The sequence below is a fragment of the Pseudomonas sp. LAMO17WK12:I10 genome, from assembly GCF_900215185.1.
Lineage (GTDB): Bacteria > Pseudomonadota > Gammaproteobacteria > Pseudomonadales > Pseudomonadaceae > Aquipseudomonas > Aquipseudomonas chlororaphis.
On the sequence record NZ_OBDX01000010.1, the window covers coordinates 179,007 to 193,639 of the forward strand.

Below are 14,633 nucleotides of genomic sequence, written 5' to 3' on the forward strand. Positions count from 1 at the left end.
ATCGGTCCGATCTTGTAGCCGCTGCCGAAGAATGAGGCTGCGATCGGCCGCGAAGCGGCCGTGCCCCCCGCCCTCGGTGTATCTGATATACCGAGGTGCCGGCTCTGCGCCTGCTTCGCAGTCGATCGCAGCCTCGTGCCTCGGCAGCGGCTACAGTGCCTCGCGACACCTGCCCGCACTCGACCGGGAACCGGGCCCCTCACGCCACGAATTCCCCACCCTGGGGAACATCAGCCTGTCATCTGGGTCGGTTACATAAATGACTGGCTCGGGCCACGCGACGAACGCGTGCAAAAACGCGACATTTTTTGTTGATCTCAGGCCCCTCACGCCCTAAAGTTCGCGCCGAACGTCCATGCTGGAAACGATCCATCCGGCTCAAGTACTGACGACGAGACAGCAAGGCCAAGGGCAAATACGCCCGTGGCCTTTTTGCTTTCGGCGGCAATGCCTTGGGAAGTAGGCGAACCAAAGTGGGGATACGGAGGACGTTCATTTGCACCCATTGTTTTTACCCGTTTGCCATTAGGAGCTCCCAGGTATGTCGATTCAGGTCGAAGACTATTTCGCGCGCGAAACCTTTCAGAAAATGAAGGCGTTCGCCGACAAGCAAGAAACCCCGTTCGTGGTCATCGACACCCAGATGATCGCCCAAGCCTACGATGACCTGCGTGCCGGTTTCGAGTTCGCCAAGGTCTACTACGCGGTAAAGGCCAACCCGGCCGTCGAAATCATCGACCTGCTGCGGGAAAAAGGTTCGAACTTCGACATCGCCTCGATCTACGAGCTGGACAAGGTGCTGGGCCGCGGCGTCAGCCCGGACCAGATCAGCTACGGCAACACCATCAAGAAATCCAAGGACATCCGCTACTTCTACGAGAAGGGCGTGCGTCTGTATGCCACCGACTCCGAAGCCGACCTGCGCAACATCGCCAAGGCCGCGCCGGGCTCGAAAGTCTATGTACGCATCCTCACCGAAGGCTCGACCACCGCTGACTGGCCGCTGTCGCGCAAGTTCGGCTGCCAGACCGACATGGCCATGGACCTGCTGATCCTCGCCCGCGACCTGGGCCTGGTGCCTTACGGCGTGTCGTTCCACGTGGGTTCGCAACAGCGCGACATCAGCGTCTGGGACGCGGCGATCGCCAAGGTCAAGGTGATCTTCGAACGCCTGAAGGAAGAAGACGGCATCCACCTCAAGCTGATCAACATGGGTGGCGGCTTCCCGGCCAACTACATCACCCGCACCAACAGCCTGGAAACCTACGCCGAGGAAATCATCCGCTTCCTCAAGGAAGACTTCGGCGACGAGCTGCCGGAAATCATCCTCGAACCAGGCCGTTCGCTGATTGCCAACGCCGGCATCCTGGTCAGCGAAGTGGTGCTGGTGGCGCGTAAATCCCGGACCGCCGTGGAACGCTGGATCTACACCGACGTGGGCAAGTTCTCCGGCCTGATCGAAACCATGGACGAAGCCATCAAGTTCCCGATCTGGACCGAGAAGAAAGGCGAGACGGAAGAAGTGGTAATCGCCGGTCCGACCTGCGACAGCGCCGACATCATGTACGAGAACTACAAGTACGGCCTGCCGCTGAACCTGGCCATCGGCGACCGCCTGTACTGGCTGTCCACCGGTGCCTACACCACCAGCTACAGCGCTGTGGAATTCAACGGCTTCCCGCCACTGAAATCCTTCTACCTGTAAGCGCCACGCCGTAACGAAAAAGCCCATGACGCGTCATGGGCTTTTTCATTCAGGGCATCGGGCGGCTCGAATCACTAGCGGTCTTCTCGTACATGCCACACTCGCAGGATGTAGAGCGTCGCATCCTGGATCTCGTAACGCATCTCGTAAGGCCCGACCAATAAACGCCGAACATCGCGAGGCTGAAACTCCTCCAACTGTTCGCCGATACGCGGGTTGGTCAGCAGGGTATCCGGGGCCTGCGTGAGCGATTGCACAGTTCGAGCTGCCACCGAACGGTTCACCGGAGCAAGAAACTCAAACAGTCGGGCCAGGTCCGACAGTGCCTTGCTCGTCCATTTCAATTCCCTCACTTGGGCACCGGCAAAGGCTTGTCACTCATCAGGCTTTCAGCCCATGCCTGGACCGCCTGGTGATCGATGACCCGCCCAGCATCCACATCGGCCAAAGCCTCATGGGTCAGGCGACTGCGCTCCTCTTCCTGATCGACCCACGCCACCAGAGCCTGCTTGACGATCCAGCCGCGCGAGCGCTCCAGCCGGGAGGCCATCTGGTCGACCTTGTCGGCCAACTCCAACGGCACATGTGCGGTCAGCACTTTAGTTGCGGTCATGATGGTTCTATCTCCGCCGTATCAAATGATGAAGAGTGATTAACTTTCAATCATAGTGATTTACATCTGAGCAGCAAGCAGCGCCAAGTCCCGCTCGTCACCCAGCTCTGCCGCACGCCGGTGATAGGCCAGGGCCAAGCCGCGGATCTGCGGATGAGCCGCCTGCAACAAGGCGCCGCGGGCGACCCGCAAGAAGTTCAGATTACCGTCTTCCAGGGCCTTGTTTAGCCAACCCAGCGCCTCATCGATACGCCCGGCATCGGCCAGCACCGCGGCATGGCTGAACTGCCCACGAAAATCCCCACCCTCGGCCGAACGGCGATACCAGTCACAGGCCGCCGCGACATCCCTGGGGCAGTGGCGCCCCTCCTCCAGATAACGGCCCAACAGGTTCATGGATTTGGCGTGGCCCATCGCCGCCGCGCGCTGGTAGCAGTTCAAGGCCAGGGCGTGGTTTTCAGCGACTCCGCGTCCGGTGGCCAGCAGGTTGGCGTAGTTGTACAGCGCCCAGTCCAGCCCGGCTTCGGCGGCCTGGCGATAATGCCCGGCGGCGGCCTGGGCATCGGCCTCGCAGCCCCAGCCATGCTCGTGGCAACGCCCCAGCATGTTGCGCGCCATCAGCTGCCCGCCCTTGGCGGCGATCGCGAACCAGCGCAGCGCCAGCGCCTGGTCGCGCTCGATGCCCAGGCCATCGAGCAGGATCTGCCCGAGCAGCGCCTGGGCATCCGGCACGCCCTCCCCGGCCGCCAGCAGGATCGCCTGGGCGGCCCGGGCCGGGCTCTGTTCGAGCATGGCGCGCAGTTGCTCGCCGTCGAGGACTTCCTCGCGGCGTAACTGGAAACTCACGGCTTACACCTCGACCCAGCGACGCAACAGGTTGTGGTAGGTGCCGGTCAGGCGGATCAGCGACGGATGCTCCGGCATGTCGCGGGTCAGTTGCTGGATCGCCTCGTCCATCTCGAACAGCAGGGCGCGCTGGCTGTCTTCGCGCACCAGGCTCTGGGTCCAGAAGAACGATGCGTAACGGGTGCCGCGGGTGACCGCGTTGACCTTGTGCAGGCTGGTGCCCGGGTACAGCACCATGTCGCCGGCCGGCAGCTTCACCCGCTGGGTGCCGAAGGTGTCCTGGATTTCCAGCTCGCCGCCGTCGTAGTCCTCCGGGTCGCTGAAAAACAGGGTCGACGACAGGTCGGTCCGCACCCGCTCGACGCTGCCCTTGGGCTGGCGCACGGCGTTGTCGATATGAAAGTCGAAACTGCCACCGGCGGTGTAGCAGTTGAGCAGCGGCGGGAAAACCTTGTGCGGCAGCGCCGCCGACATGAAGCGCGGGTGCTGCCACAGGCGCTCGAGCATCGCCGCGCCGATCTCCTGGGCCAGCGGATGGCCTTCGGGCAGTTGCAGGTTGTGCTTGGCCTTGGCCGACTGGTAACCGGCGGTGATCTTGCCGTCGGCCCAGTCCGCCTGCTCCAGGGCCTCACGGATACGCAGCACTTCTTCACGGGAGAACAGGCCGGGAATATGCAGGAGCATGAGGCAATACCTGAAAGCAAAGGGGTGCAAATGATATTGATTCTTATTGCAAATGTAAAATGCGTAGACGAATGAAAGCGTAAAAACCGTAAAGCGAAATTGTAAAGAATGTAAATTCCACGCGAATAGCAATATTTCGCAATTGATACATAGACTTGTTCGCCTTATATTCCGCCGCCTCAAATCCTTGGGGAGGGGAATCACCATGTCGCGCCAACCACCACAATTACCGCTCGGTTCACCACGCCTGCTGGCGTCTGCGATTGGCGTGGCAATCACCGCCGGCTCCGCAGCCCATATGGCTTATGCCGCGGAAAACACCGAGAAGAAAGCCGCCGGCAATGCCATTTCCCTGGACGCCACCAGCATCACCGGCGAAGCCCAGGACCAGACGTCCTACCAGGTCGAAAAAGCCTCGTCGCAGAAGTACACCGCACCGCTGGTCAACACCCCGCGCTCGGTCACCGTGGTGCCTCAACAAGTGCTCAAGGACACCGCCGCCACCTCGCTGCAGGATGCGCTGCGCACCGTGCCGGGCATTACTTTCGGCGCCGGCGAAGGCGGCAACCCGCAAGGCGACCGTCCGTTCATCCGTGGCTTCGATGCCCAGGGCGACACCTACCTCGACGGCGTGCGCGATACCGGCGGCCAGAGCCGCGAGATCTTCGACATCGAATCGGTCGAAGTCAGCAAGGGCCCCAACTCCTCCTTCGGCGGTCGCGGCTCGGCCGGCGGCAGCCTCAACCTGGTGAGCAAGACGCCCAAGCAGCAAGACTTCCTCAACGGCGGCTTCACCTACGGTTCCGACCAGACCCGCCGTTATGTGCTGGACGTCAACCGCCAGTTCCTTGACAGCGCCGCCTTCCGCCTGAACCTGATGAGCCACGAGCAGAACGTGGCCGGTCGCGACGCCGTCAACTACGACCGCTGGGGCGTGGCACCGTCCCTGACCTTCGGCCTGGGCACCCCGACCCGGGTCAACTTCAGCTACTACCACATGGAAAGCGACGATCTGCCGGATTCGGGCATTCCCTACGGCTACAGCTCGGCCAGCGCCACCGCCCACAAGCACGACAAACCCACCGACGGCGGCGACAGCGACAACTTCTATGGCTTGAAGGATCGGGACTTCCGCAAGACCCGCGCGGATATCAGCACCGTCTCCATCGAGCACGACCTGAACGACAACATGACGCTGAAAAACACCCTGCGTCATGGCAACACCGGCCAGGACTACATCCTCACCCAGCCGGACGACAGCAAGTTCAACGTCAACAAGTACGGCACCGTGTGGCGTCGCGCCAACTCGCGGGTGTCCACCACCGAAACCACCACCAACCAGACCGACCTGTTCGGCGAATTCCAGGCCCTGGGCTTCAAGCACACCTACTCCACGGGCCTGGAGTTCACTGGCGAAGAGACACGCGTCAGCAGCTACAACATCGCCGGCAACACCGCCAAGGTCTGTAATCCGGGCAGCATCCCCAGCTGCACCTCGCTGAGCAACCCGAACCCGGACGATGCCTGGACCGGCGACATCAGCCGCAACTACAACGGCACCAACACCAAAGCCACCAGCCGCGCGGCCTATGTGTTCGACACCATCGAACTCGATCCGCAATGGCTGCTCAACGTCGGCCTGCGCTACGACACCTTCGACACCGAGGCCAATACCAACGCCGCCACCGGGCGCACCAAGATCAAGGACGACAGCCAGTTCTGGAACTGGCAGGCCGGCCTGGTGTGGAAACCGACGGACAACGGCAGCGTCTACGCCTCCTACGCCACCTCGGCCTCGCCAGCGGGCGGCCTGGTCGGCGAGGGCGCGGACGGCAACCCATTGTCCGCCGGCGCCAGCGTCAGCGATCTGCAACCGGAAGAAACCGTCAACTACGAGCTGGGCACCAAGTGGGACGTGTTCAACGACCGCCTGTCCCTGACCGCCGCGGTGTTCCGTACCGAGAAGAAAAACACCCGCATCCTGGTCGATGCCCTGACCTACCAGAACGCCGGTGAGTCCCGCGTCGACGGCCTGGAGCTGTCGGCCAGCGGCAAGATCACCGACAAGTGGCAAGTCTTCGCCGGCTACAGCTACCTGAAAAGCGAGCTGGTGGACGCCGGCCTCAACGGGCGTAACGGGGTCGTCAGCGCCGGTTCGAACAAAGGCAATGAAATGCCGAACACGCCGAAAAACAGCTTCAGCCTGTGGACCACTTATGAAGTGTTGCCGAAGCTGACCGTCGGCGGCGGTGCGTTCTATGTCGACGAGGTGTATGGCGATGCCGGCAACACCGTGTATGTGCCGTCCTACACCCGCTACGACGCCATGGCCAGCTACAAGCTGAGCAAGAACGTCGACCTGCAGCTGAACGTGCAGAACCTGACCGACAAGACCTACTACGACAAAGCCTACTCGGCGCACTTCGCCAACCAGGCAGCCGGCCGTACCGCCTTGTTCACCACCAACTTCCACTTCTGACGGGTTTCACCTGTAGCCGCTGCCGCAGGCTGCGATCGACCCCGCAGGGGGCGCAAGATCGTGAAATCGCTGGAGGACCTGCGGTCCTATCGCAGCCTTCGGCAGCGGCTACACCCACGCAAGCCCCATCCACTTCGGTGAGTGGGGCTTTTGTGCGTAAGAAAGAATGTTTCTCGACAACTCACGGCATAATGCGCGCCGTGGCACAGACTTAAGAACCAGCGAGGCGGTCGACGTGTTGAAGAAAACCCTGTTCCAGTTGCACTGGTTTTTCGGCATCAGCGCCGGTCTGGTCCTGGCCTTGATGGGCATTACCGGAGCGACGGTATCGTTCCAGGATGAAATCCTGCGTGCCCTCAACCCCTCCACACTGCAGGTGGAAAAGCAGCCGGCCGGGGTCCTGCCGCCCGCCGAGCTGGTGGAAAAGATCCAGGCCGCCTCGGGCAAGACCGTGTCGATGCTCACCGTGGAAGCCGACAGCGGCAACGCCGCCCGCGTGTGGTTCACCCCGCCACCGGGCCAGCGCCGTGGCGAGATGCGCTATTTCGACCCCTACACCGGCGAATTCATGGGCAGCGCCCTGGGCCAGGACTTCTTCGGCCTGATGCTGCAACTGCACCGTTTCCTGGCCATGGGCGACAGCGGCCGGCAGATCACCGGTGCCTGCACCCTGATCCTGATTTTCTTCTGCCTGTCCGGCCTCTACCTGCGCTGGCCGCGCCAGGTGGCGAGCTGGCGCGCCTGGCTGACCCTGGACTGGGCGAAAAAAGGCCGCGGCTTCAACTGGGACCTGCACGCCGTGGCCGGGACCTGGTGCCTGCTGTTCTATCTATTGGCGGCGCTGACTGGCTTGTCCTGGTCCTACGAGTGGTACAACAAGGGCCTGAACAAACTGCTGGCCGACTCGCCACAAAGCCAACGCATGAAGAACCGGGGCGCGCCGCCCAAGGGTCCGGCGCCGACCGCCGACTACAACGCCATGTGGCTGGGCATCTACAGCACCGCCGGCAAGGACCTGAGTTCCTACAACATCCGCATGCCGGCGGTGGCCGGCCAGCCGGCGACCGTGTTCTACCTGCTGAAGCATTCGCCCCATGACCGGGCGCTGAACCAGATCACTATCGACCCGAACAGCGGCGTGGTCAGCCGCCACGACCGCTACAGCGACAAGAGCCTCAAGGCCCAGTTGCTGACCAGCCTCTATGCCCTGCACGTGGGCAGCTACTTCGGCATTGTCGGGCGCATCCTGGTGACCATTGCTTCGCTGACCATGCCGCTGTTCTTTATCACCGGCTGGCTGCTGTACCTGGATCGCCGGCGCAAGAAACGCCAGATCAAGGACGCGCGCCAGGGACTGAGCGCCGACACCGGCGATACTTCGGCCTGGCTGATCGGTTTCGCCAGCCAGAGCGGTTTCGCCGAACAACTGGCCTGGCAGACCGCCGGGCAATTGCAGGCCGCCGGCGTACCGACCAAGGTCCAGCCGTTGGCCAGCGTCAGCGAGCAGGACCTGCTCAATACCCAGAACGCATTGTTCGTGGTCAGCACCTTCGGCGACGGCGAAGCGCCGGACAGCGCCCGGGGCTTCGAGCGCAAGGTGCTGGGCCGCGCCTTGTCCCTGGACAACCTCAAGTACGCCGTACTGGGCCTGGGCGACCGGCAATACCCGCACTTCTGCGGTTTTGCCAAGCGCCTGCATGGCTGGCTGACCGAGCATGGCGGCAACACCCTGTTCGCCCCGGTGGAAGTCGACAGCGGCGACAGCTACGCCCTGCGCCACTGGCAGCAGCAACTGGGCCAATTGATCGGCCAGGCGCCGGTAGACCTGTGGCAAGCGCCCGCCTACGACAACTGGACCCTGAATCAACGCGAGCTGTTGAACCCGGACAGCAGCGGTTCGGGCGTCTACCTGCTGGGCCTCACCCCACAGCAGCCGAGCAGCTGGCTGGCCGGCGACCTGGTAGAAGTGCTGCCGCGCAATTGCGCATGGGCCATCGAGTTCTTCCTCGACGGCCTCGGCCTGGACGGCAGCGCCACGGTGCAGCTCGACGGCCTGACGGAAACCCTGACCCAGGCCCTGGCCAGCCGCCAGCTCCCGGAAAACCGTGCCCATCTGGTGGGCCTGCATGCCCAGGCGCTGGTGGATGCCCTGGTGCCGCTGGCGATGCGTGAATACTCCATCGCCTCGCTGGCCAGCGACGGCCAGCTGGAACTGCTGGTGCGCCAGGAACGTCACCCCGACGGCAGCCTGGGCATCGGCTCCGGCTGGCTCACCGAGCATGCGCCGGTCGGTTCGGCCATCAGCCTGCGGGTGCGGCGCAACAGCGGCTTCCATCTGCCAGCCGAGCCTTGCCCGCTGATCCTGCTGGGCAACGGCACGGGCCTGGCCGGCTTGCGCAGCCTGCTCAAGGCGCGCATCGCCGACGGCCAGCAAGACAACTGGCTGATCTTCGGCGAGCGCAACGCCGAGCATGACTTCTACTGCAAGGACGAGCTGCAGGAATGGCTGACCGCCGGCGACCTGCGCCGCCTGGACCTGGCGTTCTCCCGCGACCAGGCCGAGAAAATCTACGTCCAGGATCGCCTGCGCCAACAGGCCGAACGCCTCAAGCAATGGCTGGCCGACGGCGCCGCGATCTACATCTGCGGCAGCCTGCAAGGCATGGCCTCGGGCGTGGATCAGGTGCTCAACGAAGTGCTGGGGGCCGAGGTGGTCGAACGGCTGATCGAACAAGGCCGCTATCGCCGCGATGTCTACTGACCCACTGATGCTTCTGTAGGAGCAAAGCTTGCTCGCGATAGGCCGAAGGCCGGTAGCGGCCTTGATACCGCCATCGCGAGCAATCGAGGTCGACCGGCCGCTCCTACAGAAGCGGGCAGGTGGCTAAACCGGCTGCAACTTGCGCTCGAACACCGCCACCCCGTCCAAGTCCCGCAGGATCACCTTCAACTCCCCGCTCTGCCCTTCGATCTGCACCTCGCCGAAGAACTGGAAGCCGGCGAACGGCGAGGTGTTCTGCGCCGGCGGCGCCTTCTGGAACACCACCTCCGGGCCGAAGGTCTGGTCCAGCGCGTTGGGCCCGAAACTGCCGGCATTCAAAGGCCCGGCGACGAATTCCCAGAACGGTTCGAAGTCCTGGAACGCCGCGCGGTCCGGGTGGTAATGGTGCGCCGCGCAGTAATGCACGTCTGCCGTCAGCCATACATGGTTGCGCACCTTGTGCTTGCGCAGGAACGCCAGCAACTCGGCGATCTCCAGCTCGCGGCCCTGGGCCGGGCCCGGGTCGCCGTTGGCGATCGCCTCCCAGCGCGGCACGCCGGGGCTGACCTCTCCGTCCGGCACGCCAAGGCCGATGGGCATGTCGGCCGCCACCACCTTCCACTGCGCCTTGGAGTGCTTGAGCCCCTGCTTGAGCCAGTCCAGCTGCTCACGGCCGAGAAACGGCTTGGCCGCGCCAAGGTTGTCGTCGTTGCCACCGCGATAGCTGCGCATGTCCAGCACGAACACATCCAGCAGCGGCCCGTAGCTCAGCTTGCGATAGATGCGCCCACCCTGGTCGGCGCTCTGCAAGCGCATCGGCGCGTATTCCAGCCAGGCCTGCCGCGCGCGCCCCACCAGGGTGTGGATATCTTTGCTGGTGTAACGCTCATCCAGCATCTTGCTCGGCGACCAGTTGTTGACCACCTCATGGTCGTCCCACTGCCAGATTTGCGGCACCTCGGCGTTGAAGCGCCGCACGTTCTCGTCCAGCAGGTTATAGCGGTAGTTGCCGCGGTATTCGTCGAGGGTCTCGGCGACCTTGCTCTTGGCCTCGGTGGTGATATTGCGCCATACCCGGCCATTCTCGGTGGTCAGCTGCGCCGGCACCGGGCCGTCGGCGTAAATGGTGTCGCCGCTGTGGATAAAAAAGTCCGGCAGGCGCCGGCGCATGGCCTCGTAGATGCGCATGCCGCCAATGTCCGGGTTGATGCCAAAACCCTGGCCGACGGTGTCGCCACTCCACACAAAGCGGATATCGCGGCGGGTCTGCGGCACGCTGCGCAAATGGCCGAACCAGGGTTTGCTGCGCACGCCGGTCTGCGCGTCCTCGAAATACACCCGATAAAAAATCGCCTGATCAGTGGGCAGCCCGCCCAACTCGACCCGCGCGGTGAAGTCGGTGCGGGCATCGACCAGGGGTGAGACAAACTTGCGCGGATTGCTGAACAGGCTGCGGGTATCCCACTCCACCACCATCCGCGCCGGCCGATCGGTACGGCTCCAGACCATCGCCCGGTCGCCGAGCAAGTCGCCGGACTGCACGCCATCGACCATCTTCGGCCGGTCCTTGGGCGAAGCGATCACCGCCGGCGCCAGCCCCGGCAGCAACAACCCCGCCCCCGCCACCTGAATCAAACGCCGCCGACCGAGAGTGAAATCGCTCATGGTTGCTCCCTGACCACCTGTCAAAAGGCAACCTTAGTAGGCGGCGATGAAGGGGATATGACAAGGGACGGGGCTGGCAAATGTCATGGCTGCAAAAACGGGACGCGGTGTTATTCCCGGCACTGGCGGATGCTGGAGGATAGGCGTTGGGGCTGCCTGTACGGCAGTGAACGCCTGTTCCGCGAGTGCAGACATTCGTTCAGGCTCGATCATCTGTGGCGAGCTGCTCGTAATCGAATGCTACCTGCCCGCCGCAGCTGTCAGCGTGTGCTCATTCAGGGTGATTCAAGGACGGAAAGGATCAGGCCCGCCATTTACTGTGGAGCAGGACAGCTCTTGGCGGCGGCCTGGAGTGCCTTTGCGTAGTCCACGTAGGTTTCTAGATCGTAAGGTTCGGCGGTTATTTCAAAGCTCGACTCTCCGTCGGAGCCGATCTCCTGCCAGACTTCCAGAGCCCATTTCCGACCATTCTGCGATGCTACCAAGTCAAAAGTATGGCTATTCAGATCACTGCTTTCACCTAGAAAGGAGTAGCGATAATGCAGACTCTTGTACCAGTTAGGTATCGCCGTAATTGCTCTAATGGCGTTTTTTGCGAGTCCCTTATCGGTCTCATTCAACTCATACATTTTGCCAATGATGAATTTTCCAGTTCGTTCTAGTTCTGCTATCGGTACAGGCAGCGGTTCTCGACTGATCAACCGAGAATACTGGCAGTCAAACACCCAGCGACCAGTCTTCACATAGTCGTCGGCGTAGATCACCACGCCGTTGCCCAAGTCCGTCTTGTATACGCTCGTCATTACTTTGAATCCGTAGTTGGCCGCAATCAGCAACAAAGGAGAAAAAATGCTAAAGGCTATCCAGAAGCCTTTACTTCGGTAAAAACTCAAAGTGGCCTCCCGGTACGCCAAGGGGTGTATCACCAGAAATCACGGGATTGATAGCGCCCATGGTCTGGTAAGTGAATTCGAGTAAACGATGGCTATTCTTTCGCTCCTTTTCCAGTGTTTCCCACTTCCTGCACCATTCTTTCCCAGGTGCTGCGTTGCCACTGATTCCGCAAAGATCGCCCATGCGGCGCTCCTCGAACGAACCCCAGGTGTTCTTGTAGTCCGAGCGTCGAACAAAGGCGTGCACCTTGATCTGCAGATGATTGGCCAGCAACTGCGCCAGGCTCTCATTCGTCTGCGGAAAGAACTGGATACCATCTTCGACGGGGAAGTCTGACCGACTGCCCATGCCGGTCCTACAGGCGTAGCTGTCGATCTGCGCCGAACTGGCAAACGCCGAAGGTGAAATCTTCTCGTAGCTCAGTACGTCCAGGGACATTTGGAAGTCGCCGGCGAGCTGATAGCCGAAGGCGATCCGATGCGGCACGCCGTGGCTGAACAGCGATAGGTGTTGGATGGGTGATTGCTTGCGGTCCTTGCCCTGGTTCATGTAGTCGATCAGTTCCTGAACGTTGGTTACGCCAATAAAGCCAGCATCATAGGCATCAGCGGATTCACGTGCAGCACTGAGCATTGCTTCACTGTACGACGGAGTGAATACCACCAGCGTCCGCGCCAGGGCAGGCTTGCTGCGCTTGAATTCAGCCAGCTCGCGCACAGCCTGGCCGATGAACATCATTTGGTTACCCGAGCCTGTGTCGTGCTGGCTGCCGGCGACTGCGATTAGCTCGGGAGTCAACGGCTCCTTCGGGGTTGTTAAGGACGAACTGCCAGGTTGCACCAGAGCGCCCGAGAGCAAGGCGCGCTGCTCCAGTTGTGGATCGGCCAACAGCTCAGACATCAGTTGATCATTCACTGAGCCGTCCGGGCGCACGGCACCGAGCTTGGCGAAGTCAACGATAGTCTGGATTGCTGCACCACCGAACTGGAAACCGCCGAAGGTATCGGGGCTGCCCGAGATGATCGTTCCGCCGTGACTGGTAGGGCTGCCCAGGTGAGCCATTGGGCGCCCGTTCAAGATGATCGAGGGAAACCCCGTGGTAATAACCGCACCACAACCGCAGGTGTCTCCAACTCGGGCGGCACCCATGAAGTTGATGTTTATGTCACTGGAAGCGGAGGTAATCGAGGTGGTGCCATGACCTGGAAGTGGGCAGACGTGTTTGTCGCCCAGGCGAGCAGAGGGGAGCATTTATCATCCTTGCCTTAGCTGATCCGTGGGGGAGGCTCTGATTCTTTGCAACTCCCCGAACCTAGCAAGTGGCGAAAGGCAAGGCTGTAAGACGATTCTGAACTTTGATGAGGTGGCTGTTTTGGTAGTTCGCCTCTTACGGGTCTACAGACAAAAAAACGCCCCGACCGGGATCGAGGCGAGCTCCCACTCTACCGACCATTAACGCCAGTCGTTAAAGCGAGTTGGGCCATACCTTCAATGCGTTTATGGCAGTTGCCTATTCGGCAGTGAACACTCACCCCGCGCCCATCGGCAACCAGCGGGATTTCTAAGCTGCCTATCCGGCAGTGAACATCGCAGCCATGCTCAAGCCGTGCTTTGTTGTTTTCTAAGCTGCCTATCCGGCAGTGAACCGAGCAATCGACCAGGGGCGCGGCGCGGTCCCGCAGTAAGCTGCCTATCCGGCAGTGAACTAGACAAATATCCCAATAGCACCATGATTTCAAAGAGAAATCATGCTGAACACCGTATTTACCCCTCTTTTCGGGGACCATTGTAAGTGCTTGATTTACATAGGTCCGGAATCCGCTCGGAAAAAAGGGTCAGCGTCAGGAAGCAGAACACCGGCGCTCAGACTAGCGCCATGGATTTGTTTTGTCTGGCCCAACCAGCCGCGAATATCAAGAAGGATCGCGGCCAGCGGGCCGTTGCCGATCAGCGACGATTGCCGTCGAGCAAGGCATCCACCACACCGCGCGCCATTTCCACGGAATGCACCAGCGACCAGATCAGGCCACGCTCCACGCCACTGGCCCGCTCGGTGATCTCATCGGACACCTCTTCGGCCGCCTTGAGCAGGATCGAAACGTGAAGCAACGCCTCTTCGGCGCTGATGCCGGGACGGACGGTGAAGAGCGAATCGTTACCGCAGGCCCCGCCGCGGTGGGTTTCAAGGCTGCGAGCAACGAACCTTCCACCGGATGGTTGGCCAGCGCCTGACGGACCTGCTCATTGGCCTGGTCGTGGTCTGGATTGCGGCGTGAGAACGGCAGGGAAACGGGTGGATCGGGGACGAGCTTTTTCATGGTGTAACTCCCGAGCAATGGAGCTTTCACCCGTCGCTGCTAAACGATTGAGGGTGGCAGATGGACGCGGGTTAGCAGACCAGGGCTCAGGAACCCGGCGCACCCGAAGGTGCCCCACGTACAGCCGCCATAACAGACCAGCCAGAATGAAATCCGACCGGGAAGACATGGTGTCTTATACGCCTGAGACTTACCGAGCTGCTAAACCCGGCCACTGAAAAACCAGTGACAAACCCGAGGCTAGACAGCGCCCTTCCCAGACGCAAGCGGCCCGGAGTTTCTCGGAAAAGCCTTACAAAGGAAAGCGAAGTGCCTCACTTTCAGACGGCGTCTTACACGACAAACCTGTCAGCCGCGGGACCTGATCGCGAGCAAGCTCGCTCCTACAAAAGGCTCCGATATAACCGCGATCTCTGTAGCCGCTGCCGAAGGCTGCGATAGGACCGAAGGTCCTCCAGCGGTCTCAAGACCCTGCGTCCGCTTCGCGGCCGATCGCAGCCTCGCAAGCTCGGCAGCGGCTACAAGGTTTAGCGCCGACCGGTAGGTCGCGCCCGGCTTTTGATCTTGATCTACCCGCCCCATCGGGAGGCCGAGCGGAGGCGTTCATCAGGGGGATGGCGCGCAGCGCCCCTCGACGCAGTCGAGGACATCGTATGGAGGTCGAAGCG

10 protein-coding genes, 1 pseudogene and 1 CRISPR repeat array are annotated in these 14,633 nt (G+C 61.7%); of the genes and pseudogenes, 3 read left to right on the forward strand and 8 right to left on the reverse strand.

Annotated features, from left to right (window positions below; genetic code table 11):
- Positions 1 to 541: 541 nt before the first annotated feature.
- The gene (locus CRO75_RS13925) at positions 542 to 1,705 is read left to right on the forward strand and encodes a type III PLP-dependent enzyme (RefSeq protein ID WP_009042150.1); all 1,164 of its coding nucleotides are present in this window, start codon (positions 542 to 544) and stop codon (positions 1,703 to 1,705) included.
- Between the two features lie 74 nt (positions 1,706 to 1,779).
- Here CRO75_RS13925 and CRO75_RS13930 read toward each other — a convergent pair whose 3' ends face one another.
- The 4 genes from CRO75_RS13930 to CRO75_RS13945 are packed head-to-tail and all read right to left on the reverse strand — an operon-like array spanning position 1,780 to position 3,848.
- The gene (locus CRO75_RS13930; protein WP_009042149.1) at positions 1,780 to 2,058 is read right to left on the reverse strand and encodes a type II toxin-antitoxin system RelE/ParE family toxin; all 279 of its coding nucleotides are present in this window, start codon (positions 2,056 to 2,058) and stop codon (positions 1,780 to 1,782) included.
- Complete coding sequence (locus CRO75_RS13935) at positions 2,055 to 2,318, reverse strand: ribbon-helix-helix domain-containing protein (protein ID WP_016701682.1); 264 nt, start codon at positions 2,316 to 2,318, stop codon at positions 2,055 to 2,057. Before CRO75_RS13935 ends, CRO75_RS13930 begins: the two co-directional genes overlap by 4 nt.
- Before the next feature lie 60 nt (positions 2,319 to 2,378).
- Positions 2,379 to 3,164, reverse strand: a complete 786-nt coding sequence (locus CRO75_RS13940; protein ID WP_097135996.1) for a tetratricopeptide repeat protein — start codon at positions 3,162 to 3,164, stop codon at positions 2,379 to 2,381.
- 3 nt (positions 3,165 to 3,167) lie between these two features.
- Positions 3,168 to 3,848 (reverse strand): Fe2+-dependent dioxygenase, encoded by a 681-nt coding sequence (locus CRO75_RS13945; RefSeq protein ID WP_009042146.1) that lies wholly within the window; start codon positions 3,846 to 3,848, stop codon positions 3,168 to 3,170.
- Between the two features lie 205 nt (positions 3,849 to 4,053).
- Here CRO75_RS13945 and CRO75_RS13950 point away from each other — a divergent pair, with 205 nt between their 5' ends.
- Both CRO75_RS13950 and CRO75_RS13955 read left to right on the forward strand, forming a co-directional pair.
- On the forward strand, positions 4,054 to 6,327 hold the full coding sequence (locus CRO75_RS13950; protein ID WP_097135999.1) for a TonB-dependent siderophore receptor: 2,274 nt from the start codon (positions 4,054 to 4,056) through the stop codon (positions 6,325 to 6,327).
- A gap of 235 nt (positions 6,328 to 6,562) precedes the next feature.
- Positions 6,563 to 9,088, forward strand: coding sequence for a sulfite reductase flavoprotein subunit alpha (locus tag CRO75_RS13955; RefSeq protein WP_097136001.1), 2,526 nt, complete (start codon positions 6,563 to 6,565; stop codon positions 9,086 to 9,088).
- Between the two features lie 123 nt (positions 9,089 to 9,211).
- Here the strand turns inward: CRO75_RS13955 and CRO75_RS13960 are convergent, their stop codons facing one another.
- The 4 genes and pseudogenes from CRO75_RS13960 to CRO75_RS13975 all read right to left on the reverse strand — a co-directional run bounded on the left by CRO75_RS13960 (position 9,212) and on the right by CRO75_RS13975 (position 13,965).
- Positions 9,212 to 10,753 (reverse strand): alkaline phosphatase D family protein, encoded by a 1,542-nt coding sequence (locus CRO75_RS13960; RefSeq protein ID WP_097136003.1) that lies wholly within the window; start codon positions 10,751 to 10,753, stop codon positions 9,212 to 9,214.
- 314 nt (positions 10,754 to 11,067) lie between these two features.
- Positions 11,068 to 11,646: a hypothetical protein gene (locus CRO75_RS13965; protein WP_143503922.1), complete on the reverse strand. Its 579-nt coding sequence runs from the start codon at positions 11,644 to 11,646 to the stop codon at positions 11,068 to 11,070.
- Positions 11,627 to 12,898: a PAAR domain-containing protein gene (locus tag CRO75_RS13970; RefSeq protein ID WP_097136007.1), complete on the reverse strand. Its 1,272-nt coding sequence runs from the start codon at positions 12,896 to 12,898 to the stop codon at positions 11,627 to 11,629. The genes CRO75_RS13965 and CRO75_RS13970 overlap by 20 nt, the downstream gene beginning before the upstream one ends.
- Before the next feature lie 251 nt (positions 12,899 to 13,149).
- Positions 13,150 to 13,353: direct repeats of the CRISPR family, unit length 24 nt; unit sequence TAAGCTGCCTATCCGGCAGTGAAC.
- Between the two features lie 241 nt (positions 13,354 to 13,594).
- A pseudogene (locus CRO75_RS13975) lies at positions 13,595 to 13,965 on the reverse strand (hypothetical protein).
- Positions 13,966 to 14,633 lie beyond the last annotated feature (668 nt).

Bases quoted from the DNA above. Each gene is read 5' to 3' on its own strand.
- CRO75_RS13950 (WP_097135999.1), top strand. From the start codon at position 4,054: ATGTCGCGCCAACCACCACAATTACCGCTCGGTTCACCACGCCTGCTG.
- CRO75_RS13925 (WP_009042150.1), top strand. From the start codon at position 542: ATGTCGATTCAGGTCGAAGACTATTTCGCGCGCGAAACCTTTCAGAAA.
- CRO75_RS13945 (WP_009042146.1), bottom strand. From the start codon at position 3,848: ATGCTCCTGCATATTCCCGGCCTGTTCTCCCGTGAAGAAGTGCTGCGT.
- CRO75_RS13960 (WP_097136003.1), bottom strand. From the start codon at position 10,753: ATGAGCGATTTCACTCTCGGTCGGCGGCGTTTGATTCAGGTGGCGGGG.
- CRO75_RS13935 (WP_016701682.1), bottom strand. From the start codon at position 2,318: ATGACCGCAACTAAAGTGCTGACCGCACATGTGCCGTTGGAGTTGGCC.
- CRO75_RS13970 (WP_097136007.1), bottom strand. From the start codon at position 12,898: ATGCTCCCCTCTGCTCGCCTGGGCGACAAACACGTCTGCCCACTTCCA.